Source organism: Paraburkholderia sp. J63, from assembly GCF_905220245.1.
In the GTDB taxonomy this organism is placed as follows: domain Bacteria; phylum Pseudomonadota; class Gammaproteobacteria; order Burkholderiales; family Burkholderiaceae; genus Paraburkholderia.
The window spans coordinates 48,324-73,415 of sequence record NZ_CAJMZF010000015.1 but is presented as its reverse complement, the minus strand read 5'-3'; the positions used below and the strand labels follow the sequence as shown (position 1 = coordinate 73,415).

The window sequence follows — 25,092 nt, the reverse complement described above, 5'->3', positions numbered from 1 at the left end:
AGGCCGTTCATGGCCCGTGACGTGGGACAACGCGATCGAGTCGGACAGAGCGGAGACAGCATCGTGGACACCCAAGCAGCGCCGCCGGCCCCGGCAACCCCGCAGACCGTTAGCGCACCGGCCATCGCGCAGCCGCCCGCGCAATTCAATTTCGCGACGCACTTGTTCGCGCTGAACGCGGCGCGCGCCGCCAAGCCCGCCTATATCGACGACACCGCCACGCTCGCCTACGGCGAACTCGAAACGCGCGCGCGCCAGTTCTGCGCGGCGCTGCGCGCGCTGGGCTTGCGCGCCGAAGAACGCATCCTGCTCGTGATGCTCGATACCGTCGAGCTGCCCGTGGTCTTTCTCGGCGCGCTGCACGCCGGTGTCGTGCCCGTGATCGTCAACACGCTGCTCACCACCGCCGACTACGTCTATATGCTCGCGCACAGCCGCGCGCGACTCGTGATCGCATCGGGCGCGGTGCTGCCTGCCGTGCACGCCGCGCTCGAGCAGCGCCGCTTGCAAGGCACCGACGAGGACTGCACACTCGTGGTTTCGCAGCCACTCGCCACCGGCGCGCCCGACTGCCCGCGCGACGCAAAGGTCCTCCACGAACTCATCGCGAGCGCCCCACCCGCTGCGCACGCGGCCCGAACGAGCGGCGACGACATCGCCTTCTGGCTCTATTCGTCGGGATCGACGGGCAAGCCCAAGGGAACTGTGCATACGCACGCCAATCTCTACTGGACCGTCCAGACCTATGCCCGGTCCGTGCTCGGCATCCGCGAAAGCGACGTGGTGTTCTCCGCGGCCAAGCTGTTCTTTGCGTACGGGCTCGGCAACGCCCTCTCGTTTCCGCTCTCGGTGGGCGCGACCACGGTGCTGATGGCCGAGCGCCCCACCGCCGAGGCCGTCTTCGCGCGTCTCGTCCGGCATCGCCCCACGATTTTTTTCGGCGTGCCCACGCTGTACGCGAGCATGATGGCCTCGCCCCGCCTGCCTGCGCGCGCGGAGGTGGCGCTGCGCATTTGCGCGTCAGCGGGCGAGGCGCTGCCGCGCGAGACCGGCGAGCGCTTCAGCCGCCATTTCGGCAGCGACATCCTCGACGGCATCGGCTCCACGGAGATGCTGCACATCTTTCTCTCGAACCGTCCGGGCGAAGTCGAATACGGCACCACGGGGCGTCCCGTGCCCGGCTACGAGATCGAGCTGCGCGACGAGTCGGGCCGGCCCGTACCCGATGGCGAAATCGGCGAGCTCTATATTCGCGGCCCGAGCGCCGCGTTGATGTACTGGAGCAATCGCGAGAAGTCGCGCGCGACGTTTCTGGGCGAATGGGTCAAGAGCGGCGACAAGTACCGGCGCCTGCCCGCAGGCTGCTACGTCTATGCGGGCCGCAGCGACGACATGCTCAAGGTGAGCGGCCAGTATGTCTCGCCCATCGAGGTGGAGATGGTGCTCGTGCAACACGAGGCCGTGCTCGAAGCGGCCGTGATCGGCGTGGATCACGAGGGGCTCGTGAAGACCTGTGCATTCGTCGTACTGAAGCAGGGAGCGCACGAAGCGCACGCACGGAACGCACAGCACACAGACAACGGAGATGCCGCGCTCGCCGATGCGCTCAAGGCCTTCGTCAAGGCGCGGCTCGCGCCGCACAAGTATCCGCGCGAGATTCTTTTCGTCGACGATCTGCCGAAAACCGCGACGGGCAAGATCCAGCGCTTTCGTCTGCGCGAACAGTATCGGCCGCATTCGTGAGGGGAATGCACCGCGCGTGAGCATCGCCCGCGCGCGCCCTTCGACGTTCATTGCATGCGTCCAGCATCATTCGGCCATATCACGACACTGTGCACGACACTGCCCCCCGCAGTGCCGCCGAATATGACGCTTCAGGCCCTTTCTGGCCGCATCGGCGCGCCACAATGATGTTATTGTCTTCCATTGCCGCCACAGCTACACCCGCCTGCCTTGGGACCGCTTCGCATGGCGCCTTGCACGGGCCTGGAGACACACGTGCGCAGTCAAGGCCGGCGGCGCATCCGGCATTGAACCATGAGCGATTCCACCCTGATGAACGTATCGAGAATCACGATGCGCGCGCGCCGCAGCTGGGCGGCGCTCAAGCCGCGCATGGTGCGCGCGTTCGCGCCCGCCATGCGCAACCTCCAGTATGTGAAGCGGCGCATGCGGCCACTCGCCGTGGTCGCAAGCATCGGCTTTCCGCTTTACTACTACGTCTGGAAGGACCTGTTTCCGCAGCCTTATGAGAATCTCGCGCTGCGCCTGATCGGCGCCGCATTGTTCGCGCCGATTCTCGCCTTCGAGCGCTGGCCCGCCGCGCTCAAGAAACTGCTGCCCTGGTATTGGTACATTGCCACGCTCTATGCGCTGCCGTTCTTTTTCACGTTCATGCTGCTCAAGAACAACGGCAACGAGGTCTGGGTCGAAAGCGCGCTGATCGCGGCCTTCGTCATGGTGCTGCTGCTCGACTGGCTCATGCTCGTGCTGCAGTTTCTCGTGGGCATCGGGCTCGCACTCGTCGCCTATGTGCTCACGACCGACCCGATCGTCCTCGACTCCATCTATCTCACCCATCTGGCGATTTTCTCGTTCGCCGTGGCCATCGGCGCGGTGGCGAACTACGACCAGGACCGCATCCAGATCGAACAGGAGCGCGCCATGCTGGCCACGGCGGGCAGCGTCGCGCACGAGCTGCGCACGCCGCTCGTCGCGATCCGCGTGGGGGCGGCCGGCCTCATGCGCTATTTGCCCGCGCTGCTCGACACCTATGCGCTCGCCCAGCGCAACCGCCTGCCGGTGCCGAAAATACGCGTGGCGCATCTGCATTCGATGCAGGGCGTGGTGAGCCGCATCGAGCAGGAGGCGCTGCATTCGAACGCGATCATCGACATGCTGCTCGCCACCGCGCGCTTTTCCGGCACGAACATGCCCAACGCCACGACCTGCTCGATTGCGCATTGCGTGGAAACCGCGCTCGCGCGCTATCCGTTTCGCGAAGGTGACCGTGCGCGCGTGCATTGCAATCTGCGGCCCGATTTCGAATTCGCCGGCTCGGAAATGCTCACCGTGCACGTCTTGTTCAATCTGCTCAAAAATGCGTTCCGGCATATGGGGAGCATCGACGGCGCGCATATTTCGATCCGGCTCGAAACGGAAAATCGCGGTAACCGCGCCAATCTGCTGATTTTCAGCGATACCGGCGCCGGTATTTCGTCTGAAGTCTTGCCGCACATCTTTACCCGCTTTTATACTTCGTCCACCACCACCGATGACGTGTCGCTCGGAGCAGGAATCGGGCTGGCATTCTGCCGCGATGTCATGCAAGCGATGGGGGGAGCCATCGCCTGCTCTTCGGTGAAAGGCAAATACACCGAGTTTGTTTTGACATTCCCAGCGCCATGACGAAAGCCACTCCGAAAGCCATTCAGCCGTTCTCCTGGCCGACCACCGCCGCCTTCGTCGACGATAGCGCGGCGTTTCTGTCGAATCTGAGCCTGCAGCTCGACCCCGAGCTCGCGTTCCGCCTCTTCAGCTCGCCCACGGAGGCGCTGAAGTTTCTGAACGGCCGCGCGGCGCAGGACCGTCCCGCGTCGCCCATTTTCAGTCCCTATCTCGACCGCACCGAAGAAAACGATGCGCATCAGGTCATTGCCATGCGCGTGGACGCGATCCGCTCGCTCGTGCACCGGCCCGAGCGCTTCGATACCGTCTCGGTCGTGGTGGTCGATTACGACATGCCCGAGCTCAACGGCATCGAGTTCTGCCGCCGCCTCGCCAATCCGGCGCTCAAGAAGATCGTGCTCACCGGCAAGGCCGACGAGCACGTGGCCGTCAAGAGCTTCAACGAAGGCCTGATCGACCGCTTCATCCGCAAGCACGAAGTCGACGCAGTGGAAACCCTGAACCAGGCGATCCACGACATGCAGGCCGCGTATTTCGACAAGGCCTGCAGCACGGTGCTCGATGCGCTTGCGGTGTCCGAATACGCGTTCCTCAAGGATGGCGCGCTCGCCGCGCACGTGCAGGGCATTTTCGACTCGCTCGGCATCGTCGAGCACTATCTCTCGTATCAGCCGCATGGCCTGCTGATGTTCGATGCGCAGGGCACGGCCTCGCTGCTCATCATCCACACCGACGAGTCGCTGCGCGGCGTGCACGAGATCGCCGTCGAGCAAGGCGCGCCCGCGGCCTTTCACGCCGAGCTCGACAGCCATCGCAGCGTGCCCTACTTCTGGCGCACCGAAGGCTACTATCCGGCGCAATCGGAGCAATGGCAGCCGTACATGCATCCCGCATCGGTGTTCGAAGGCGAGCGCCGCTATGTCTACGCCGTCGTGAAGCAGCCCGCGGGTCTCGCGCTCGAGAACGTGCTGCCCTATGACGCTTATCTACAGCAGCTCGACCGCGAAATCCAGGCGGCGTGGGACTCGCGCTGAGCCGCTCACGCCGCCTGCCCGTCACGCTCGCGTCATCCGTGCGTCACGGCCGCCTCACTGGCCTCTAGACGCATGGGCGCGCATCACGCGGCCACCGGCAGCTCGGCCAGCGCACGCGGCTGACGCACGCGCGCACGCCCGGCGCCGCGCTCCATGAGGCGGCGCGTCGAAGGCCAGTTCCACATCTGCACCTCGTCGCGTATCGCTTCGCACACCTCCACGATCCGTTCGAGCTCCGCCTCGGAAAGCGCCGCGCTGATCGAGAGCCGCACGAGCGAGCGGTTCTGCGCCGTGGCCGGCGCGCAGAACACCGAGCCGAAGATGCCGCGCGCTTCGAGCGCGTCGCGCAGCACGATGGTCTGCGGCTCGGGCCCGGCTTCGAGCGCGATGATCTGCGTTTCGCTGCCGTTGAGGTTGTAGCCGAGCTCCGCGAGGCGCATGCGCAGATAGCGCGCGTTCGCGGCCACCCGCGTGCGGCGCCAGTCGTCGCGCTCGATCACGTCGAGCGTGGCCGCGAGACCCGCCGTTTCGTGCGGCAGCAGCGTCGAGCTGAAAATGGCCGGCAACGCCTCGCACTTGAAATACTCCTGGAAGCGCCGCGAACAGCTGATGATGCCCGCGCGGCCCGCGAACGCCTTCGCGAGGCTCGCCGTGCGGAAATGCACGCGGTCGGTCAGGCCCAGCTCCGCAACCAGCCCCCCGCCGTGCGCACCATGCGTGCCGAGCGAGTGCGACTCGTCCACCACGAACACGCAGTCGTGCTCGGCGCACACATCCGCGAAAGCCTGCAGCGGACACACGCTGCCATTCGTGCTGTACACCGAATCGACGATCACGATGCCGGGCCCGTAGCGCTGGATGCGCTGCTCGAGATGCTCGACATCGTTGTGGAAGAAACTGATGGCCTTCGCCCCCGCGCTGCGAATGCCTTCCCAGAGCGACATATGCGCCATCATGTCGACGTAGACGGGCGTCTGCGCATTCGCGATCGACTGGATCAGCCCCGTGTTGGCCGCGAACCCCGACTGGCACAGCACGCTTGCCTCGGCGCCCATGAAGCGCGCGAAGCGGTCTTCGAGATTCAGTTGCGGGCAATCGTCGCCGTGCAGAAAGACACCCGACATCAAAAGGCCGTTGCCTTCGGAGCGGATGCTCATGCACATTGCATCGAGAATCTCGGGGTGACGGGCAATCGAAAGATAATCGTTGCTCGAAAGATGCAAAGCGTCGGCATCCGGAACGCGGCCCTTCATGATGTGGCCCCCCGCCCAGCTCTGCTGCACGCGCTCCGTGTAATAGCGGTCGACGCGTGCGGCGAGAAAGGCCGGCAGCGCCGCGTCGTTGTTGTGTGCATTCCGCCAATTGTTATTGCCAACTTTCATCTCAGGCTCCTGGTGGTTGATGGCCGCCCCCCCAAGCTGAAAAGCGACTTCCCCCGGAAATCCTGTGGGACGGCTGGCCGGTAGTGGGCCCGCGCCGGAACGTCATGCGCGAAATGGCATGACATGGGAATTCCGGCGGCGGGCGGTTGAATGCGAATACGAATGCGAGCAGATCGAAGCCTGGCGAGCGTGGGCGAAGCACGCATGGCGCGAAGGACAAGACGCGGCGCGCACCGGCTGCGCCTGCGTGCACATGCACGCGGCGCGCTACAGTGCGCGCGGCCCGAACGTGGGTCGGGCGGCCGGTGTCTTGCGACGCATGGCCCGCGGCGCGGGCCCGCATCGACGCGTCTGGCATGCGCTTCCACGCGCACGAGGGGCAGCGGATTCGAAGGCAAATGAAGACGCGCGACGCCGTGAGCGGGCGCCTCGACATCCGCACGATTCCCGCCTTGCGTGATCGCCACTGGTTACCAAGGAAAAGACGCCTGCCCGAAGAAAGCGGTGCCTGTTTCCGGCTGCGCAAAAGGCCGGGCGCGGCCGGATGAAATGAACGTTGCATTGAACGCCATTCCCATCTGGGGTCGATTATCCTTTAAAAACAGCGATGTGGCTGATCTGAATTGCATTAGCATGCGCTATGCATACCGAAATGACTGCATAGGTTCAATGCGCCGAAATGAACGCTTGTCGGCGCATTCAATTCGCATAACTTCAAGAGAAGAGAAAGGATGACGAAATAAATTCGTCGCGCAAAGAGGGAAAACACCGAGGTGCGCGAGTGGCGCTCCTGTTTTAAGGGCCGGTTTCGCGAAAGCTGCCTGGGTAATGGGAATGAAGGGAATGAAAAAATTGCCGGGCGTTATTTGATTTTTTTATGACATTGCGGCCGCGCCCGTATGTCATTGCGCCATTGCGTCATTGCGCCGGGTCTTTATTGCACCGCTGCGCTGACTACCCGATTGCGGCCGCGCGATTTCGCCTCGTAGAGCGCCGCGTCCGCGCGCGCCATCAGGCTCGCCAATGTATCGCCGTCCTGATAGACGTCGACGCCGGCGCTGAACGTCAGGCCCTGGTGCGCCGTCGAGGCATCGCCCCCGGCGCCTGCGCGTTCGTCCGCCTGAAGCGCCCTGCCCGCGGGTGCCATCTCATGCGCCATCTCGTGCGCCGTGGCGGGGTCGCCGCGCCGCACCGCGAGTGCGGCCACGCGCAGCGCATCGACCCGCATCACCGCGTCCTCGCGCGCCATCGCCGGAAAGAGCAGCGCGAACTCCTCGCCGCCCAGACGTCCGAACAGGTCCGACTCGCGCACGCCCGCGGCGATCACGCGGCCGAACTGCGCGAGCGCGCGATCGCCAGCCGCGTGGCCGTAGCGGTCGTTGATGCCCTTGAAGTGATCGATATCGACGATGGCCAGCGCGCAGGACATGCCCGAGGCGCGCGCGGCGTCGAGCAGCGCGCCGGCCTGCGTGACGAAGGCACGGCGCGTGAGCGCGCCCGTGAGCTCGTCGCGGCTCGCGAGGCGTTCGAGCCGCTCGGCCATGCGGTCGTGCGCGAGCAGCACCATGCCGATCGAGAGCGCCGGCCACACGAGGATGCCGAGTGTCAGATACACGACATTGAAGGGCGTGAAATCGAGCAGCGTGCTTTGCTGAATCAGCCCCGTTCCATAGATGAGACCCCGCAGCCCATGCGCGAACGCGCCGAGCCAGGCGGCCCAGGTGACGAAGCGATAGCTGTAGACCGGCCGGCCCGGCGGCCGATGGCGCAGCGCCAGGCCGCCGATGGCGCCGTACACCGCGGCATGAAATACGGAAACGAGCGCGATGCGCGCCGCGAGATCCGGCGTTATCCAGTACCACCAGGCAATGCCTGCGCCCACCGCGGTGCAGCCCGCCCAGGCGAGCGGCACGCGCGGGCTCAGGCCGAAGAACTCGCGGCAGCCCTGCAGCACTCGCGTGATGGCCAGCGCGAGCAGCGTGTTCGAAACGAGAATCGTGACGAGCGGCATGCCCAGGCGCTGCATGCCCGCGAGCACGAGCGCGACGCTCGCCATCACATAGGCGCCCATCCAGCGGCCTACCCCGGGAATGCGCGCAGGCCGCAACGAGCCCAGGATGGCGAGGCTCATGATGCTCGAAAGCACCGTGACGAGGAGGATATTGACTGGATCCAGCATGGCGGGGTCGTTCGGATGGCGCCCGGCGAACGCGCCGAGCGCGTACAGCCTGAGCCTTGCGTGAGTTAACGGCAAAAAATGCAATAACTTGAGCGCGGGCCGCGATTGCGCTGTGATCGGGCGGTGATCGCGCCGCCACCACGGCGTCACCCGGCGCCGCCGCGACGGGAACGCTGCCTGCTCTTACTTCATTCATGCGTCATCGAAGTGACAGAAGTGACTCAATGAAGCTCTAGCCACCCCGCCGCTAGCCGGGACCCTGGCCGGTCCCAATGCATCAGGCATGAAAAATGCGCACCAGCGGTTGAACTCGGGCACAGACAGAACAAAGCGCGGGAATCCGCCGGCCCGGACGGGGTTGTGCCATTCAAAGAACACGGGCGCACGGCGTAGCAATCGTGCAAGGAACGGCGGGCGCGCGCCGCACAGGTAAACGACGTATGGCTACCGTATTACTCGTCGACGACGACATCAACGCGCTAAACGCGCTCAAAGAGCTGGTCGGTCAGGAAGGCTATCGGGTCAAAACTGCCGAGGACGGCACGGACGCGCTCAGGGCCGCGCTCGCCGATCCCCCCGACGTCGTGATCTCCGACTGCATGATGCCGCACATGGACGGCCTCGCGCTGATGCGCGAAATGCGCCGCAACAGCGCGCTCGCGCGGGTGCCGCTGGTGCTCGTCTCCGCGCTCGTCACGCCGCCCGCCGATGCGGATGTGGTCGGCTTCCTGCGCAAGCCCTTTGCGGTCTCGCAGTTGCTCGACATCCTGCACCGCGTCGCGATGCCGTGAATGCGCCGTGAGCATGTGCCGTGAGCGCGCGGCACAGCGGTTGCGCGCAGTGACAACGAGTGCCAACGCATGACTCTATCGGGAGACAGCGCATGAACGACTACGCAGGACGCTCGCAGGACGAGCGCGTGGCTCGACGCAAGCACGCGAAGCAGCCCGCCCAGGAGCCGCCGGGCGGCGAGATGGCCGTGCCCGGCACCGAGCCGGACCGCAGCCACAGCAGCGGCGAGCTTTCCGAGCAGGGCAAGGAAGTCTGGCGCAGGGGCGCGGGGCTGGATGGCGGCGGCAGAGCGGACGAGGGAGCCGATACGGCATCGCGCGAGAAGCCGGGGACGAAGCCGGACAAACGATAAGCCAGCGCCGGACGCGTGACGCGGCAAACGCCGCGCCACGGCGCGAGCCGCGCTTGCGGCATGCGCGCCCACCGCTTCCCCACGCGATGTGCCGTAATAAGCGCCGTAATGAATCTGACGCGAAGCCGCGCTAGAGTCGAGTCATTTGCCGCAACGAGACATGCTTGCCCCTCAACTCGCGCCGCTCGTCGCCGCGTTCTACGAAACCGTCCGCCAAGGCAGTATCGTCGCCGCCGCACGACACCTCTCACTAAGCCAGCCCACCATCACGGCGCGCGTCCAGCAGCTCGAAAAACACTACGGCGTGGAGCTCTTTCATCGCCGCGGCAACCGCATCGGACTCACGCAGACGGGCGCGGCGCTCATGCCGCTCGTCGAGCGGCTCATGCAGAACGAGCGCGAGATCGACTCCGCATTGCGCCACGAGCGCGAGCACCATGCGGGCAGCTTCCGTCTGGGGACCACAGGCCCCTACTACATTCTCCCCGCCGTGGCGGCGTTCCGGCGCCGCTATCCGAACGTGCAGATCGGCATCGAGGTGGGCAATTCGAACGAAGTGCTCGACGCGCTCGTCGAGTATCGCGTAGACGTGGCCGTGTCGTCGAACCGCGTGGACGATCCCGCGCTCGCGCGCCACCGCATCGCCGGCGACCGGCTCGTGCTGGTGGTCGATCCCGCACACGCGCTCGCGCACCGGCGCGCGACCGACCTGGGCGTGCTGGCCGCCGAAACCCTGTTGCTGCGCGAGCCCGGCTCGCGCACGCGCGAGGCCACCGAGACCGCGCTGAGGCGGCGCGGCGTCGTGCCCGCCGCCATCATCGAAATCGGCAGCCGCGAAGCGATCTGCGAGGCGGTCCGCCAGGGTCTCGGCTGCTCGCTGATGTCGGCCGGTGAAGTGCCGCGCGGCGCCTCGCTCGCGAGCGTGCCCATCAAGCCCGATGGCCCCGTCATGCACGAATATCTCTACCACCTCAAGAGCCGCGCGAACGGGCATCTGATCGCGGCATTCATGAGCACGCTCGAAACGCTGCGCGCCGCGCAGGACGTCGCCGATGTGGTGGTCGATCCGGTCGCCTCATTTGATTCGTAAAACGAAGTAATTGAGGTGGCAGTCGCTGTGCATGATGCGCTCTCGCGGCGCGTATACCGAAACACGCCGAAGCGAGCAAGCCGGACCCAAGCCACCCCGCGCGAGCCCTATACCGCCTCACGCCCAGCAAGCGCCATTGCCGCCAACGTGTCATGCTCGCGGGTACGAAACCCGCATCGCGGCCCGGAACCCTCCCCGCACCAACATTGGCACCATGACCTCGAAGGACCGCCGCCGCTTTCTGCGCACCGCCGCCGCGGGCGCTGCGCTCAGCCTGTTCCCGCCGGCCATCCGGCGCGCGCTCGCGATACCGGCGAACCGCGCCACCGGCACGATCGAGGACGTCCAGCACGTCGTGATCTTCATGCAGGAAAACCGCTCGTTCGACCACTATCTCGCCACGCTGCCCGGCGTGCGCGGTTTCGGCGACCGCATCACGATCCCGCAGCCGCAAGGCGCGAACATCTGGCAGCAGAGCGACGGCACGCGCAGCGTGCTGCCCTTCCACCTCGACAAGACGAAGGGCAATGCGCTGCTCGCGGGTGGCGCACACGAATGGGTCGACGCGCACGGCGCGTGGGACAACGGCCGCATGACGCACTGGCCGAAGTCGAAGGGCGATATTTCGATGGGCTACCTCGAAGCGGCCGACCTGCCGTTTCATTTCGCGCTCGCGAACGCGTTCACGGTCTGCGATGCCTACCATTGCTCGCTGTTCGGCGGCACCAATTCGAACCGCCTGTTCCTGTGGAGCGGCACGAACGGTCCGGGCGGCGGCGGACTCTTTCCGCATGCCGTCGTGAACAACGACGGCTGGGACTGGCTCGGGCCGTCCGGCAATGGGCTCAAGTGGACCACCTACGTCGAGCGTCTGCAGAAAGCGGGCGTGAGCTGGAAGATCTATGAAAACCAGCCCGATAACTACAACGACAATCCGCTCGCAGGCTTCGCCACGTTCCGCAAGCTCCACGAGGCGATGCCGGGCTCGCCCAATCTGCCGTGGACCGCAGAGATCGAGGCGCGCGAGCCGCTTTACAAGGGCATCGGCAACACCATGCCCGATGGCGGCTTCATGCAGGCGCTCAAGGACGACATCGCCGCCAGCCGGCTGCCGCAGGTGAGCTGGATTATTTCGCCGCAGGCGTCGTGCGAGCATCCCGCCGTCTCGACGCCAGGCCAGGGCGCGTGGTACATGCAGCAGTTGCTCGACGCGCTCACGGCGAATCCGGAAGTCTGGAGCAAGACCGTGCTCTTCGTGAACTACGACGAGAACGACTGCTTCTTCGATCACATGCCGCCGCCGGCCCCGCCTTCGCCCATCGGCGACGGCGCTTACGCGGGCAAGTCCACGGTCAGCACGAAGCACGAGTACTTCAGCGCGCCGAATCCGCCCGGCGACGAGGCCCCGCTCGCGCCGGACGGGCAGCCCTATGGCCCCGGCCCGCGCGTGCCGATGTTCGTGGTCTCGCCCTGGAGCACGGGCGGCTTCGTCAACTCGCAGGCGTTCGATCACACCTCGGTGCTGCGCTTTCTGGAATTGCGCTTCGGCGTGGAGGAGCCCAATATCAGCGCGTGGCGGCGCGTCGTATTCGGCGATCTGACCTCCACGCTCAACTTCAGTACCCCGAACGAAAATCCGGCCCGATCCTTCCCTGCCCCGAGCAAAGCGGCCGCCGACGCCCTCAATGCGCAGCAGCACGCGCTGAAGCCGGTCTCGCCGCCGCCGGTTGCCGAGCAGACGATGCCGGGCCAGGCGCGCTTCGCCCGGCCTTCGCGCGCGTTGCCGTACCGCCTGCATACCGAGGCGAGCGTGGTGGTCCGGCCGCATGCGGTGCGCCTCGTCTTCGGCAACGAAGGCCGTGCCGGCGCGGTCTTTCACGTCTACGACACCTGGCATCTCGATCGGGTGCCGCGCCGCTATACCGTCGAGGCGGGCAAGCAACTCGACGACACCTGGACACCCGAGGCAGCCGATGCCGGCGCATACGATCTCTGGGTGCTCGGTCCCAATGGCTTTCATCGCCGCTTCACGGGCAACGTGAGCGCCGCGCCGCGTGGGCCCAACCCGGAAACGCGTCTGCGCTACGACGAGGCCCGCAACACCCTCACGCTCACGGTCGCCAACGCGGGGCCCGTGCCCGCCGTTTGCATCGTGGCAGCGAACGCGTATCGCACCGATGGGCCGTGGACGCTCACCGTCCCCGCGCATGGTCAGTCCGAACAGAGCTGGCCGCTCGACGCGTCGGGCGGCTGGTACGACTTCACGCTGCGCGGCGCGGCCGATACAAGCGGTATGAACAACACAAGCGACACAAGCAACATCGCGCGCCGTTTCGCCGGACGCATGGAGACCGGCAAGGACAGCATCAGCGATCCGGAAATGGGGGTCGCGCACTGAGCGACGCGCGCTTGCGACCGCAGTGCCCGAATGCGGCGCAAACGCGGCGAGCAACGAAAAGAGGCCCGCAGTACACTGCCGATTCCCCTCACGCCGTCCGCACGGCGGCGCGTTTCACACTGAAGCCTTGCATGGAAGCGGAGTGAGTGCCGAACACTCACTCCCGCCCCTATCGACAGGAGCCACGATGAAGATCGATTTGTCAGGAAAACTCGCGCTCGTCACCGGTTCGGCGGCGGGCATTGGCCTCGCCACCGCCAAGGGCCTCGCCGGCACGGGCGCCGCCGTGATCGTGAACAGCCGCCATGAAGGCAGCGTGCGCGCGGCCGAGGCCGCCGTGCGCGAAGCCGTGCCCGGTGCGCAGGTGCACGGTTTCGTCGGCGACCTCTCGAACGCCGCGGGCTGCGAGGCCATCGTGAAGGCGTATCCGAAGGTGGACGTTCTCGTGAACAATCTCGGTGTCTTCGCGCAGCAGGACTTCTTCGAGATCCCCGATAGCGAATGGCTGCGCTTTTTCGAAACCAACGTGATGTCGGGCGTGCGGCTCTCGCGTGCCTACGCGGGCGCGATGGTCAAGCAGGGCTGGGGGCGCATCGTGTTCATCTCGTCGGAGTCGGGCCTGAACATTCCGCCCGACATGCTCCATTACGGCATGACCAAGACGGCACAGATCGCGGTCGCACGCGGCCTCGCCAAGCGGCTCGCGGGCACCGGCGTGACGGTGAACTCGGTGCTGCCGGGCCCGACGCTCTCGGAAGGCGTGGAAGCCATGCTCAAGGACGAAGTCGCGAAGACGGGCAAGCCCGTCGAGGAAGTCGCGGCGGCGTTCGTGCAGCAGCACCGCGCTTCGTCCATCATCCGCCGCGCGGCGAACGTGGAGGAAGTGGCGAACATGGTGGTCTATGCGTGCTCCAGGCAGGCATCGGCGACCACGGGGGCGGCGTTGCGCGTCGATGGCGGCGTGGTCGATACGATCGCCTGATACGGTCTGGATAATTGATATGGCATCCTGATCGATATTGCGGACTTGCATATGCACAGGTCCGATCGACTACGATGCCGCTCGTCCAACGCGCAGCGGCCGGTGGTGCCGCCCTCAGCCTGCGCGGGCCAGAATGCGCCTCTCCTCGTCGACTTCGAGGCAGACGCGCTCGCCCTTGCCTGCCGCAACATCGAGCCGCGCAATCACGACCGGTCCCGCATCGGTCCGCACGCTCGCAAGGTGCACGGCGCCCGGCTCGCTTGCTCCCACGCGATGGCTCACGGTAGTCGCCGCGAGCACCGTGCCGCGCGACACCGCCTGCTTCGTCCAGTGCGCGCCGCCGCACGCGGGGCACAGATAGCGCGCCGGAAAGAGCGTGGTGCCGCAAGCCGCGCAGCGCAATACTTCGAGCTTCATGGTCTGTCTCATTGCGAATGCCCCGCCGCTTCGAGCACCACGGCGTTCGCGCACATGCCGTAGCGGTATTCGACCATGCCGTAGCCGCTCACCAGCGCGAGCCGCGCGCGCTCGATCTGGCGCTCGCCCGCCGCGCCGCACAGTTGCGTGAGCGCTTCCACGAGGCCGTGCATGCCGCCCGCCGCGCCCGCCTGCCCCGCCGAAAGCTGGCCGCCCGAAGTGTTCACCGGCAGCGCGCGCGAGGCGACGCGCGCGATCAGTGTGCGCAGATCGCCGTCGGGCGCGAAGCCCAGATCCGCGAGCTGCACGAGCGCCATGACCGGATAGTCGTCGTACACCGAGACGAGATCCATCTCGGCGGGCGTCGCGCGCGCCTCTTGCCAGAGCTCGGGCGCGAGCGCCGCCAGCGAGGTCTGCAGGCCGTCGCCCATCTGATGATCGGCGTTGTAACGGCATTGCAGCGCCCGCACGCGTACGTGGCGGCCCGGCTTGACGAGGTCCGCGCGCGCCACCACGAGCGCATTCGCGCCGCACACCACGGGCACGCAGTCGTAGCGGCCCAGCGGCGCGGCCACGAGCGGCGCGTCGAGATAGTCGTCGAGCGTGAGCGGCGTGCGATAGACCGCGAGCGGATTGAGCGCGGCCCACGCGCGCTGCGCCACGCACAGCGCGCCATAGTCGGCGCGCGCGAGTCCGAAGCGCTCGGCGTGCTGCTGCGTGAGCATCGCGAACAGCGCGTTCGGGCCGCCGCTTTCGAGTGGGCGCAGCCAGGTTCGCGTGGTGAGGTTGTAGTGGTCGACGAGGCGCCGGAAATCGGCCGGCTCGAAGCTGTCGCCCGAGACCAGCACGATGACGTTCGCGTCGCCGCACTGGATCGCACGGATCGCGTGCTGCAGCAGATTGATCGCGCTCGCGCCGCCGTGGCAATCGTCCATGCACCAGCGCGGCGAGAGGCCGAGGCGCCATGCCAGATCGATCGCGTGATCGGGGCCCAGCGTGAACGAGGCCACGCCCAGCCCGTCGATCTCGCGCGCGGCGAAGCCCGATTGCGCGAGCGCCGCCGAAAACGCCTGCGCGAGCAGATCGCCGGTCGAAACGCCGTTCGCCTGGCGGCGATACGGCACCTCCACGCCCGCGCACAGCAACGCGCCGTCGTATCCGTGTGATCGCATTACTTCGGTTTCCTTATCGTGTGCTGCTGCCTGTTCCGTTGCGCACCGTTTCCCGCGTGCACACGAGCGCAATCACGGTAATGACGCCCATCGCCATCAGCATCAATGCAACAGGCCATGCCGCGTGATACTTCGCGAGCAACGCCGTGGCGACGAGCGGCGAAAGCCCGCCCGCGAACACCGACGCAATCTCGTGGCCCAGCGCCATGCCCGAATAGCGCACTTCCGTGCTGAACAGCTCGCCCATCAGGCTCGGCTGCGTGCCGATCATGGCGCCGTGGCACACCGCGTTGCCGAGCAGCAGCGCGAGCCAGATCAGCGCGGGCGCCCTGGTGTCGAGCAGCCAGAAGAACGGAAACGCCACCACGATGAGCCCCACCGCGCCGATCAGATACACGGGCTTGCGGCCGATGCGGTCCGAGAGCCGGCCCCAGAGCAGCATCGTCACGAGCTCCACGCTCATCGAGACCATCACGCCCGCGAGCATGACCGCGCCCGGCACGCCAATGAACTTGCCGTAGACGAGCGAGAACGCGAGGAAGATATACGAGCCGCCGTTTTCGGCCACGCGCAGCCCCATGGCGACGAGGATCGCGCGCGGATGCTTGCGGATCGCGTCGAGCACCGGCATGTGCGAAGTCTTGCCCGCCGCCTCGTTCTTCGCGAATTCGGTGCTCTCGGGCAGCGTCGAGCGGATGTAGACGCCCACGCCGAAGATGACGATCGAGAGCAGGAAAGGCACGCGCCAGCCCCAGCTCATAAAGCTGTCGTGCGGCAGCATCTGCACGGCGAAGAACACTGCCGCCGAAAGCACGAAGCCGCCGCCCACGCCGATCTGACTCCACGACGCGTAGAAGCCGCGCTTTTCGGGCGGCGCCGACTCGCTGATCATCAGCACGCCGCCGCCCCACTCGCCGCCTGACGCAACGCCCTGCACCACGCGCAGCAGCACGAGCAGCGCGGGCGCCCACATCCCCACTTGCCCGTAGGTGGGCAACAGGCCGATCAGGAACGTCGCGCCGCCCATCAGCGAGAGGGTCCAGACCAGCGCGCCCTTGCGTCCGTAACGGTCGCCGATGTGCCCGAACAGCACGCCGCCGAACGGGCGCGCCGCGAAGCCCACGGCAAAGCCCGCGAACGCCGCGAGCGTGCCGATGAGCGGATCGGTGCCGCGCGGGAAGAACAGCTCGCCGAACACGAGCGCTGCGGCCGTGCTGTAGAGAAAGAAGTCGTACCATTCGAGCGCGTTGCCGGCGACCGACGCCATCACGATGCGGCGCAACGCGCGCGGATCGAGTGCATGTGCACTCGTGCGCGCTTCGGCGTGCGGCGCGTCGGACACGCCGGCGGAACAGGTTCGGGTGCTTGCCATGCTGCCTCCTCGTGCCTCTGCTGGGCTCTCTTGACTGCTCTTGTGACTTCTCTTGTGACTTGCGCGTGCGTCGTGCGGCCCCGTGCGATGGGGTGCTTTGTGCGTGTTTGTGCGTGTTTGACGCTACGCGCGCCTGAGCCGGTAGCCCGACGCTTCCAGATCCCACGCCGTCGCACTAATGCCGGCCTCGCGCAGCTTGTACTTCTGGATCTTGCCGTTTTCCGTGCGCGGCAGATCGGTCACGAAGTCGAGATAGCGTGGCACCGCGAAATACGGCAGACGCGGCTCGCAATAGCGGATCAGGTCGAGCGCTTCGAGCGTTTCACCGGCGCGCAGCACGAGCGCGGCCATCACCTCGTCCTCGGCGAGTTCGGACTTCACCGCGTAGACCGCGGCCGTCTCGACCGCGGGATGACTCAGCAACACCTGCTCTACTTCGTAGGACGAAATATTTTCACCACGGCGGCGAATCGCGTCCTTGAGCCGGTCGACGAAGCGATAGTAGCCATTGGCCTCGCGCACCACGCGGTCTCCCGTGTGGAACCACAGATTGCGCCACGCCTCCACGGTCTTCTCCGGCATGCCGAAATAGCCGCTCGCGAACGCAAATGGCGTGTCGGCGCGCAGGATCAGCTCGCCCGCCTCGCCATCCGGCACTTCGCGGTCGTGCTCGTCGACCACGCGCGCGTCAAAACCGGGCACGAGCCGGCCCATGTAGCCCGCGCGCTGACCGTCAATGCCGCCGCCCAGCACGAAGTTCGTCTCGGTCGAGCCATAGCCGTCGAGCAGCGCAATGCCGCAACGGTCGGTGAATTCCTGCTGGAAATGCCCCGGCACGCCCGGCGCCAGCGCGATGCGCACGTGGTGCGCCCGCTCCTCGCCCGACACGGGGCGGCCCAGCAAGATCGGCACCATCGCGCCGAGCACATAGGTCACCGTCGCGCGGGTTTCCACGAGCGAGGCGAAGAAGCCGCTCGCCGAGAAACGCCGGTCGGCGACGAGTTGCGCATCGGAAACGAGCGCCTGGAAGAACGCGTTGAGCGCATTCGTATGGAACAGCGGCAAGCAGGTATAGAGCACGTCGCCGGGCACCACGCCGAGATGCCCGGCCGTGAGGCGCGCCCACCAGTAGAACTGGGCATGCGGGCACATCACGCCTTTCGAGAGACCGGAAGTGCCCGAGGTGTAGAGAATCGCGAGCGCATCGCCATCGCCGATGAGCGGTGCGGCGACAGGCTCGCCGAGCGGCGGCAAGGGCTGCATTGCGATGCCGCCTGCCACGGGCGCGCCGTTACCGTCCGGCGCTTCGGCGCGCTCGCCGCTTTCGATCAGCCAGATCGATTCGAGCGCATGCGCTTGCGCATCGATGGCCTGCACCGCGCCCACGAGATGCGTTTCCGCCACGATCAGACGCGCGCCCGAATTGCGCAGGATATGTTCGAGTTGCATCCCGCGCGAAGCGGTGTTGATGGGTACCACCACGGCGCCCAGCCATCCGCAGCCCAGCACGATCTCCATGAACTCGCTGCGGTTCGTGCACAGGAGCGCGACGCGGTCGCCGCGCCCGATGCCGTGCGCCGCCAGCGTGCCCGCGCGGCGCGCCGCGATGTCGAGCGCCTGCGCACTGCTCCAGCAGGTCCTGCGATCCGAAAACAGCACAGCATCGCCATCACGCGCGGCGCGCGCCGCCAGCAAGGCCGGCAGCGCCAGCGACGCCGCCTGCCCCGCCCGCATTTGCCCGCCGGCCAGCGCGGCGCCCGAGTCCATGCAGCCCATAAACCGGTCTCCTCGTGGTCCGTCCTGAATCGATGGGGCCAGTCTAGGTTTAGGCTAAGATATCTGTCAAATTCATCAATATTATCGACATCATCAATATGGCTGATTTCAACGAAGCCGACCTGAATCTCGTGCGCGTGTTCCAGGCGATCCTCGAAGAACGCAGTCTCACGCGCGCGGGCCAGCGCCTTGGCCTTTCGCAGCCGGCCATCAGCTACGCGCTCGGGCGGCTGCGCGCGATGTTCGACGATCCGCTCTTCGTTCGGTCTCCTGATGGTATGCTGCCCACGCCCACAGCGCAGCAGCTCGCGCTGCCGCTCGGGCGCGCGATTGCGTCGATACGCGAAGCGCTGCGCCATGGCGAGCCGTTCGACCCGGCCACGAGCTCGCGTGAATTTCATCTTTCGATGACCGACGCGGGCGAGCAGTTCTTCCTGCCGCCGCTGTGCGAAATGCTCCAGCGCGTGGCGCCGCACGTGAAGCTCGAAGCGCGCCAGATACCCGTGGCCGAAGTGACCGAGCAATTGCGCCTCGGGCAGCTCGATCTCGCCATCGGCAATCTGCCCGCGCTCAAGCCGCATACGCATAGCGCCCTGCTCTTCGACGAGCCTTATGTCTGCATGACGCGCCGTCGCGCGGGACTACCCGCGCGACGCCTCTCGCGCGAGCGTTTTCTGGCCATGCGGCACATCATGGTGGTGTCGAGCGAGAGCAGCCACCGCACCATCAACGACTCGCTGCGCGCGGCGGGATTCGATCGCCAGATCGCGCTGAGCGTGCCGCATTTCTCGGTCGTGCCGCAGATTCTCCGGCGCACCGACTGGATGGTGACCTTGCCGCGCCGCGTCGCCCGCTTCTTCAACGAGCACGATCATTTCGCCATCTACGATCTGCCCGTGGACATGCCGAGCGTGGAGGTCACCGTGCACTGGCACGAGACTTTCGACAACGATGAGGGCAACCGCTGGTTTCGCGAGCTCACGATCGAGACGCTGCGCAAGGTCTGAAGCGGCGCGATGAGTACTACTCGCGCGCCGCCGCCAGCCGTCGTCAGTTGTAGATATCGAACGAGAAATACTTCCTGGCGATGCGCTGGTAAGTGCCGTCGTGAATGATCGCGGCCAGCGCTTCGTTGATCTGCTGGCGCAACTCGGTGTCCTCCTTGCGCAAGCCAATGGCCGCGCCCGTTCCCAGCGTCTTCGGATCGCGAATCTCGGGGCCGGCGAACGCGAAGTCCCCGCCGTTCGCCGATTTCAGGAAGCCGAGATCGGCTTGTACCGACGATTGCAGCGCGGCGTCGAGACGGCCGGACACGAGATCGGAATAGACGAGATCCTGGGTCTGATAGGCGCGGATGATGACGCCCTTCGGCTCCCAGTAGGTCCGCACGTAGGTCTCCTGAGTGGAGCCCTGCTCGACGCCGACGCTCTTGCCTTTGAGCGATTCGACGCTCGGCTGGAGGTTCGAGCCGCGCTTCGCGACCAGACGCGGCAGCACGTTGTCGATCGGATCGGAGAACGCGATCTGCGCGAGGCGCTTGTCCGTGACGCTCATCGACGAGAGCACGCCATCGAACTTGCGGGCCTTGAGCGCGGGGATCATGCCGTCGAACGCGTTTTCGACCCATACGCATCGCGCCTTCAAGCGTGCGCAGATCTCGTTGCCGAGGTCGATGTCGAAGCCCACGAGCTGGCCGTCGGTCGATCTCGATTCGAACGGCGCATAGCTTGGGTCGACGCCGAAGCGGATGACCGAAGGTGTCTTCGCCCAGGCGGCTCCGGCAGCGAGGGCCAGCGCCATTGCAATGGTGAGCTTTTTCATCAGTAGTCCATGCCAATCAGAAGAGTTATTCGTTTCGTGCCGTCGCGCCCATGCCTTTCGTGCCGCGCCAGTCGCACGCGGGCAGCCGGGCCTGTGTTTTGCGCCCGTCGAGAAGGTACGTGTTTGCGCGAACGGCTGGAAATTAAATATTCATCTGCATGGCAGTGGAAAACCCGATGGCCCTGATCCGGCGGGTTTCAGCGCCGTTCGCCAACCGTGCGGAATCAGGGAAAACACCCTGGTGAAGGTTCTGAAATGTCCGGGAATCCTGAACCGCTGAAACCCGCAAGGCCATCAGGCCTGTCGTGCATGCGGGTGCCAGCCGTTGTTCCTGAACGAGGTGGCGAAGAACAGGACCTGATAGCGGATTGCATTGGACCAGTACGACCACGTATGGCCGCCTGGGCGCTCCGCATAATCGTGCGGCACGCCCAGCGCAATGAGCTTGTCGTGCAGCACGCGGTTCGATTGCACAAAAGAGTCGTTCACGCCGCAGTCGATCGTGAGCGCGATATGCGCATTCCCGAAGCTGCCCGCGTCCTCGACGATGGCGTTGCGGGTCCAGAAGTCGGCATGGCGCGCGGGATTGCCGAACACGCGGTCGATGCCGGGCTCGTCCTCGCAGTTGCGCGGATCGACCGCGCCGCTGATGCTGCCCGCCGCGCCGAACGCCTCGGGATGGTCGAGCGCGATGCGCAGCGCACCGAAGCCGCCCATGCTCAGGCCCGTGATCGCGCGCGTCTCGCGCGAGGCCAGCGTGCGGAAATGCGCGTCGATATACGACACCACCTCGGTGCCCACATAGGTTTCGTAGCGGCTCGTGGGCTCGAACGGGCTGTCGATGTACCAGCTCTCGTGGCCGCCATCGGGCATCACGAGCATCACGTGATAGCGGTCGGCCAGCTTGCCGATGCGCGTGTTCGAGGTCCAGTCCGCGTAATTGCCGCCCGAGCCGTGCAGCACGTAGATCACGGGATAGCGCGCCGCCCCGCTGCCGCGCGCGTAATCGTCGGGCAGCACCACGGTGGCGTCGAACGCGCGATGCATCGCCGCGCTCGGGATCGAGACGATTCTCGTCTGGAAGGCCCAGGTGGGTGCGCTCAGGAGCAGCGCAACGAGCGAGGCCAGAAACAGCGCCAAAAACTTGAGGGGCCGATGCGCGTGGGCGGTATACATGAGTGGTCGCTCGGGTTCGGACTGCCACGAAAGGCACGACGCCTGCGACGACTCTAGCAACGGCTACTTACAGCCAAATTTCGGCGAACCCTACGGCTACATTCACGCCGGCCTTCGCCCGAATCTCGCCCGCAGGACGCAGCGCCTGTCCGATTGTTTCAATCCCCGCAATGACCTCCCGCCAGGTTTCTAAAGTTTGGGATCATTTTGTTACACCTCTTACCCCGCCCCTGCCGCATGGTTACATAAGCCTTACATTTCGGCCGCTATACTCAGCACCGTCTTAAAAACAAGTAGGTTATCCATGTCGAAGAAATTGATCCCGATGGTTGCGATTGCGGCGCTGGCCGCTGCGGTTTCGTTGCCCGCCACGGCTGGCGACATGAACAACGCGCTGGGCGGCGCGCTCGGCGGTGTGGCCGGCGCGGCAATCGGCGGCGCAGTGGGCGGCCGCACGGGCTCCGTGATCGGCGGCGCGGTGGGCGGCGGCGCCGGCGGCGCGGTCACCTCGAATCGCCGGGAACGCACGGGCGCCATCATCGGCGGCGCACTGGGCGGCGGCGCGGGCACGGCGGCGGGCAACGCCATGGGCGGCCGCGGCGGCGGCCTCGTTGGCGCGGCGCTGGGCGGCGGCGCAGGCGCGGCGCTGGGCGGCAACGTCTCGCGCTCGAACTCGTACGCCAACGATTACCACCACGGCTATCGTCACCGCAGCAAGCATCGCCATTGGGATTAAGCCCTTTGCGGGATTAAACCCTCGTCCGGATTGAGCAAGCTCGCGCCCCGCGCGAGCTTGCTCCCACCGCCTTGCACAATTCGCCGGGCTGCGCCACTAGCACATGAACTGCCACGGACGGCTCATTGAGGAATGCCGCACCACGTTGCGTGACCTCGTCCGTCTGCGTAACCGCCAGCTTCACCTGCCCGATGCTGGCAACTGTGACGTCCCCACGACCCTCTCCATCTCGCGCCCGTCTGCGCAGACCGATTCCCCGATCACGTTTTCCGCGTCGTTCACAAGTGCCTGGGTCGATGCATTGCGCGAACTCGCCGCTACTGGAACCAAATCGTGACTTCGAAAGCTTGCTTCTTTGACGACGGTTAACACCGGAACATGTTGAAGATGCTCATATTTTCCCTTTCGTTTCGTTCTGTTCAAGGGAGTGTCATGAGCGCACAAGAATTGACCGTATATGTCCCAGACGGCGGCAAATGGCTGCAACGCACGGGCAATATATGCTACTTCGAAGGTGAAACTCCGTACCCGGACATATCCACGCCCGCACGGCGTCTGCCGGTGCACGAACGGTTCGACGTTACAGAAATTCCGGGGGCCATGACAAAAATGGGATGGCACACGTCAGCGGCGCTTCTGAACAAATGGTTCCATTGCTCACCAAAGAATCAGGCGATGACCTTCTCAGAAAAATTGAATGGCTACAACGAAGACGGATCGCGCCACTATCCCGACCACCGAATTGACAGGAACACAATCCAGCTCGCCTGGGTCTTGTCCTATCCAAGAGTGAAAGCCGCTTATGCGAAATTGACTAACGACTATTCTTATCTTAACTCGGACGCCGCAAGGAATGCTTTAGTCAGGAAGCTGCGCCAATTCAAGGATAGAGGGCATGTCGATACTCTGGAGGAAGCAAACGGCGACATCGCAGCATTGCATGCTCACTTTCAGTTCCAGCGTCTTCAGGTCGATACCTCTGCGTTGGAGAAAGCGGCGGTGTTTTTCCGGGCCATGCTCAACTATGGGATGCCTGATGATCTGGCGGGCGCACTGGGCGGCTTCGGGCTATATGTGGCACCAGCGAAAATCCGCATTCGACCGCCAATTATTGGAAGCGGCACACTTGCCGAAGTGACGCATATTGCCATATATGTCAAGAACCCGTACTCGTTTTTCGACGACCCAATAGAGAGTGCTTCGCAATATTTGGGGCACTGGAACAGGGATGGAATTTGTCTTGTGCCGGAGGGCTATGTAGCGCAATGGGCTGACTTTAGCGGTTGGAGCAATTATATTATTCAACCCGAAGGTCCATACGGACGCACATATTGGCCCGTACACAATAGCGACTTCAGGCGTTGGCAAGACAAGCACGACGCCGGCGGCGACATGATCCTCTTTTCAGACTACCGAATCGAGAAGGTATCTCCGACGATAAAAGTGAGGATATAAGAATGGCCACGGTTAAAATTAAACACGTCAGCGTCAGCATTCTCGCTTGCGTCGTTCTAGTCGCATTGACTAGTTACGTCTTTGAAGCGCGAAGGCGCGCGAGAGCTACTGAATGCATCAACGCCACGTCACACAATGGCCTGTATCGAGCGCAATCATGCTTGACGGGTGTACGCGGTAATGTGGGTGATTACGTCGGCAGACTGTACGATACACGCGGAGGTCAATTGATTGCCGAAACGACGTTCGACTCGATGGACGGTGGAGCACCGGCCTTCATGTATGACGACCACGCCGTATTGTTCGAGGGCGGCGGGGATTCGGGGCTAATCTATCTCCCCCCTTCATTGCTTGACCGCTTGCACGCGAAGATTCCTTGAGTATTCAGATTGGAAGCGACCCGGCATTGCCGGGTCGCTCGCATAAAAGCCCTTCCAGACGCGATCAGAAATTAAAATTGTCGATATTCGAGGCATCGAACGTCGTAGGCGGCCCGAGTATGATTTCCCCGCTTTTTCCAATAGTCCGCTTGCCGAGCTTGCCGGCCTCGAACGATTCGCCCTCCTTACCACTGATCGTGCCCGAGGCAAGATTGGCCGCCGCATAGGCGGCGAGATAGCCGAGCGCACCCGGGTCCCAGAGCTGGAACGCCTTCACGGTGCCGTTCTTCACGAACGCGCGCATCTGGTTCGGCGTGCCGAGGCCCGTCACGGCTACCTTGCCCTTGCTCGACGACGACGAGATATAGCGCGCCGCGGCCGCGATCCCCACGGAAGTGGGCGCGACGATGGCCTTCAGGTTCGGATACGCCTGCAACAAGCCTTGCGTCTCGACGAACGACTTCTGGTCATCGTCGTTGCCGTAGGCAATCTTCACGAGCTTCATCTTCGCGTACTCGGGCTTCTTGAGCTCCTCCTGCATCCACTTGATCCACGTGTTCTGGTTGGTCGCGTTGGGCGTGGCCGAGAGAATCGCGAACTCGCCTTCGTTATTCATCAGCTTCGCCACGAGCTGGATCTGGCCGCGCCCGATGCTTTCGGCGTTGGCCTGGTTCACGAAGAGCTGCCGGCCCTCGGGCGCGGTGTCCGAATCGAAGGTGACGACCTTGATGCCCTGCGCCATCGCACGCTTCAGATACGGCACGAGCGCGTTCGCATCGTTGGCCGCGATCACGATGGCGTCCTGGTGCTGCGTGGTGAGCGTGTTGATGTACGAGACCTGAGAGGAGGCGCCCGCGTCCGAGGGGCCGACCACCTTGCCGTCGCCCTTGAATTCCTTGATGGCTGCCATGCCGCCGTTGTCGGCGATTACCTCATAGGGGTTGTTGATCTGCTTCGGCACGAAGGCGATTTTCAGGCCTTCCTTGATGCCGGCCGCGTGCGCGGGCAGGCCCGCTCCCATCAGCATGGCGCACAGCAAAGCCGTGCATACGTGACGTACTGGCTTCATCATGAACGTGTCTCCTCGATGGATGCCCCCTATTGATGGGAGCGATTGCGTCCCGCTTGAATTCGGCAGGATTCCTGCTTTTTAAGCCTGTTGTCGACTGC

General features: G+C 65.0%; 22 protein-coding genes. 13 read left to right on the top strand and 9 right to left on the bottom strand.

Annotation, left to right across the window (positions count from 1 at the left end):
• Positions 1-9 precede the first annotated feature (9 nt).
• From U5775_RS18080 to U5775_RS18070, 3 genes are all read left to right on the top strand, one after another.
• The gene (locus U5775_RS18080) at positions 10-1,743 is read left to right on the top strand and encodes a benzoate-CoA ligase family protein (protein WP_415913600.1); all 1,734 of its coding nucleotides are present in this window, start codon (positions 10-12) and stop codon (positions 1,741-1,743) included.
• Positions 1,744-2,037: 294 nt separating this feature from the next.
• Entirely contained in the window at positions 2,038-3,408 is a 1,371-nt protein-coding gene (locus tag U5775_RS18075; RefSeq protein WP_322059455.1) for a HAMP domain-containing sensor histidine kinase, read from the top strand.
• Positions 3,405-4,442, top strand: coding sequence for a response regulator (locus U5775_RS18070; protein WP_322059454.1), 1,038 nt, complete (start codon positions 3,405-3,407; stop codon positions 4,440-4,442). The genes U5775_RS18075 and U5775_RS18070 overlap by 4 nt, the downstream gene beginning before the upstream one ends.
• Positions 4,443-4,525: 83 nt before the next feature.
• Here U5775_RS18070 and cqsA read toward each other — a convergent pair whose 3' ends face one another.
• Entirely contained in the window at positions 4,526-5,824 is a 1,299-nt protein-coding gene (gene cqsA / locus U5775_RS18065; protein WP_322059453.1) for an alpha-hydroxyketone-type quorum-sensing autoinducer synthase, read from the bottom strand.
• Positions 5,825-6,222: 398 nt separating this feature from the next.
• On the opposite strand from cqsA, the gene U5775_RS18060 reads away from it, so the two are divergent.
• Positions 6,223-6,372, top strand: coding sequence for a hypothetical protein (locus U5775_RS18060; RefSeq protein WP_322059452.1), 150 nt, complete (start codon positions 6,223-6,225; stop codon positions 6,370-6,372).
• A 386-nt stretch (positions 6,373-6,758) separates the two neighbouring features.
• Here U5775_RS18060 and U5775_RS18055 read toward each other — a convergent pair whose 3' ends face one another.
• A complete protein-coding gene (locus tag U5775_RS18055) occupies positions 6,759-8,003 on the bottom strand; it encodes a GGDEF domain-containing protein (protein ID WP_322059451.1) in 1,245 nt (414 codons plus the stop codon).
• A 440-nt stretch (positions 8,004-8,443) separates the two neighbouring features.
• Between U5775_RS18055 and U5775_RS18050 the strand changes: the two genes are divergently transcribed.
• From U5775_RS18050 to U5775_RS18030, 5 genes are all read left to right on the top strand, one after another.
• Positions 8,444-8,794 carry a response regulator gene (locus U5775_RS18050; protein WP_322059450.1) on the top strand — a complete coding sequence of 117 codons (351 nt, stop codon included), beginning with the start codon at positions 8,444-8,446 and terminating at the stop codon, positions 8,792-8,794.
• Positions 8,795-8,886: 92 nt separating this feature from the next.
• Positions 8,887-9,147: a hypothetical protein gene (locus U5775_RS18045; protein WP_322059449.1), complete on the top strand. Its 261-nt coding sequence runs from the start codon at positions 8,887-8,889 to the stop codon at positions 9,145-9,147.
• Between the two features lie 160 nt (positions 9,148-9,307).
• The gene (locus U5775_RS18040) at positions 9,308-10,237 is read left to right on the top strand and encodes a LysR substrate-binding domain-containing protein (protein WP_322059448.1); all 930 of its coding nucleotides are present in this window, start codon (positions 9,308-9,310) and stop codon (positions 10,235-10,237) included.
• A 214-nt stretch (positions 10,238-10,451) separates the two neighbouring features.
• Positions 10,452-12,635 carry a phosphocholine-specific phospholipase C gene (locus tag U5775_RS18035; protein WP_322059447.1) on the top strand — a complete coding sequence of 728 codons (2,184 nt, stop codon included), beginning with the start codon at positions 10,452-10,454 and terminating at the stop codon, positions 12,633-12,635.
• 187 nt (positions 12,636-12,822) lie between these two features.
• Positions 12,823-13,617, top strand: a complete 795-nt coding sequence (locus U5775_RS18030; RefSeq protein ID WP_322059446.1) for an SDR family oxidoreductase — start codon at positions 12,823-12,825, stop codon at positions 13,615-13,617.
• Between the two features lie 114 nt (positions 13,618-13,731).
• On the opposite strand, the gene U5775_RS18025 is transcribed toward U5775_RS18030, so the two are convergent.
• The 4 genes from U5775_RS18025 to U5775_RS18010 all read right to left on the bottom strand — a co-directional run bounded on the left by U5775_RS18025 (position 13,732) and on the right by U5775_RS18010 (position 18,312).
• Positions 13,732-14,034: a Zn-ribbon domain-containing OB-fold protein gene (locus tag U5775_RS18025; protein WP_322059445.1), complete on the bottom strand. Its 303-nt coding sequence runs from the start codon at positions 14,032-14,034 to the stop codon at positions 13,732-13,734.
• Between the two features lie 8 nt (positions 14,035-14,042).
• Positions 14,043-15,206, bottom strand: a complete 1,164-nt coding sequence (locus U5775_RS18020) for a thiolase family protein (RefSeq protein WP_322059444.1) — start codon at positions 15,204-15,206, stop codon at positions 14,043-14,045.
• A 13-nt stretch (positions 15,207-15,219) separates the two neighbouring features.
• Positions 15,220-16,578 carry an MFS transporter gene (locus U5775_RS18015; RefSeq protein WP_415913599.1) on the bottom strand — a complete coding sequence of 453 codons (1,359 nt, stop codon included), beginning with the start codon at positions 16,576-16,578 and terminating at the stop codon, positions 15,220-15,222.
• 123 nt (positions 16,579-16,701) lie between these two features.
• The gene (locus tag U5775_RS18010; RefSeq protein WP_322059538.1) at positions 16,702-18,312 is read right to left on the bottom strand and encodes an ATP-dependent acyl-CoA ligase; all 1,611 of its coding nucleotides are present in this window, start codon (positions 18,310-18,312) and stop codon (positions 16,702-16,704) included.
• A 140-nt stretch (positions 18,313-18,452) separates the two neighbouring features.
• Here U5775_RS18010 and U5775_RS18005 point away from each other — a divergent pair, with 140 nt between their 5' ends.
• On the top strand, positions 18,453-19,361 hold the full coding sequence (locus U5775_RS18005) for a LysR family transcriptional regulator (RefSeq protein ID WP_322059443.1): 909 nt from the start codon (positions 18,453-18,455) through the stop codon (positions 19,359-19,361).
• Between the two features lie 43 nt (positions 19,362-19,404).
• On the opposite strand, the gene U5775_RS18000 is transcribed toward U5775_RS18005, so the two are convergent.
• Both U5775_RS18000 and U5775_RS17995 read right to left on the bottom strand, forming a co-directional pair.
• On the bottom strand, positions 19,405-20,175 hold the full coding sequence (locus tag U5775_RS18000; protein WP_322059442.1) for an ABC transporter substrate-binding protein: 771 nt from the start codon (positions 20,173-20,175) through the stop codon (positions 19,405-19,407).
• 294 nt (positions 20,176-20,469) lie between these two features.
• Positions 20,470-21,351 carry an alpha/beta hydrolase family protein gene (locus U5775_RS17995; protein ID WP_322059441.1) on the bottom strand — a complete coding sequence of 294 codons (882 nt, stop codon included), beginning with the start codon at positions 21,349-21,351 and terminating at the stop codon, positions 20,470-20,472.
• Between the two features lie 304 nt (positions 21,352-21,655).
• On the opposite strand from U5775_RS17995, the gene U5775_RS17990 reads away from it, so the two are divergent.
• The 3 genes from U5775_RS17990 to U5775_RS17980 all read left to right on the top strand — a co-directional run bounded on the left by U5775_RS17990 (position 21,656) and on the right by U5775_RS17980 (position 23,922).
• Positions 21,656-22,087 (top strand): hypothetical protein, encoded by a 432-nt coding sequence (locus tag U5775_RS17990; RefSeq protein ID WP_322059440.1) that lies wholly within the window; start codon positions 21,656-21,658, stop codon positions 22,085-22,087.
• A 432-nt stretch (positions 22,088-22,519) separates the two neighbouring features.
• Positions 22,520-23,542 carry a DUF6402 family protein gene (locus U5775_RS17985; protein ID WP_322059439.1) on the top strand — a complete coding sequence of 341 codons (1,023 nt, stop codon included), beginning with the start codon at positions 22,520-22,522 and terminating at the stop codon, positions 23,540-23,542.
• 2 nt (positions 23,543-23,544) lie between these two features.
• Positions 23,545-23,922 (top strand): hypothetical protein, encoded by a 378-nt coding sequence (locus U5775_RS17980; RefSeq protein ID WP_322059438.1) that lies wholly within the window; start codon positions 23,545-23,547, stop codon positions 23,920-23,922.
• Between the two features lie 64 nt (positions 23,923-23,986).
• On the opposite strand, the gene rhaS is transcribed toward U5775_RS17980, so the two are convergent.
• Entirely contained in the window at positions 23,987-24,994 is a 1,008-nt protein-coding gene (gene rhaS / locus U5775_RS17975) for a rhamnose ABC transporter substrate-binding protein (RefSeq protein WP_322059437.1), read from the bottom strand.
• Positions 24,995-25,092: the final 98 nt, after the last annotated feature.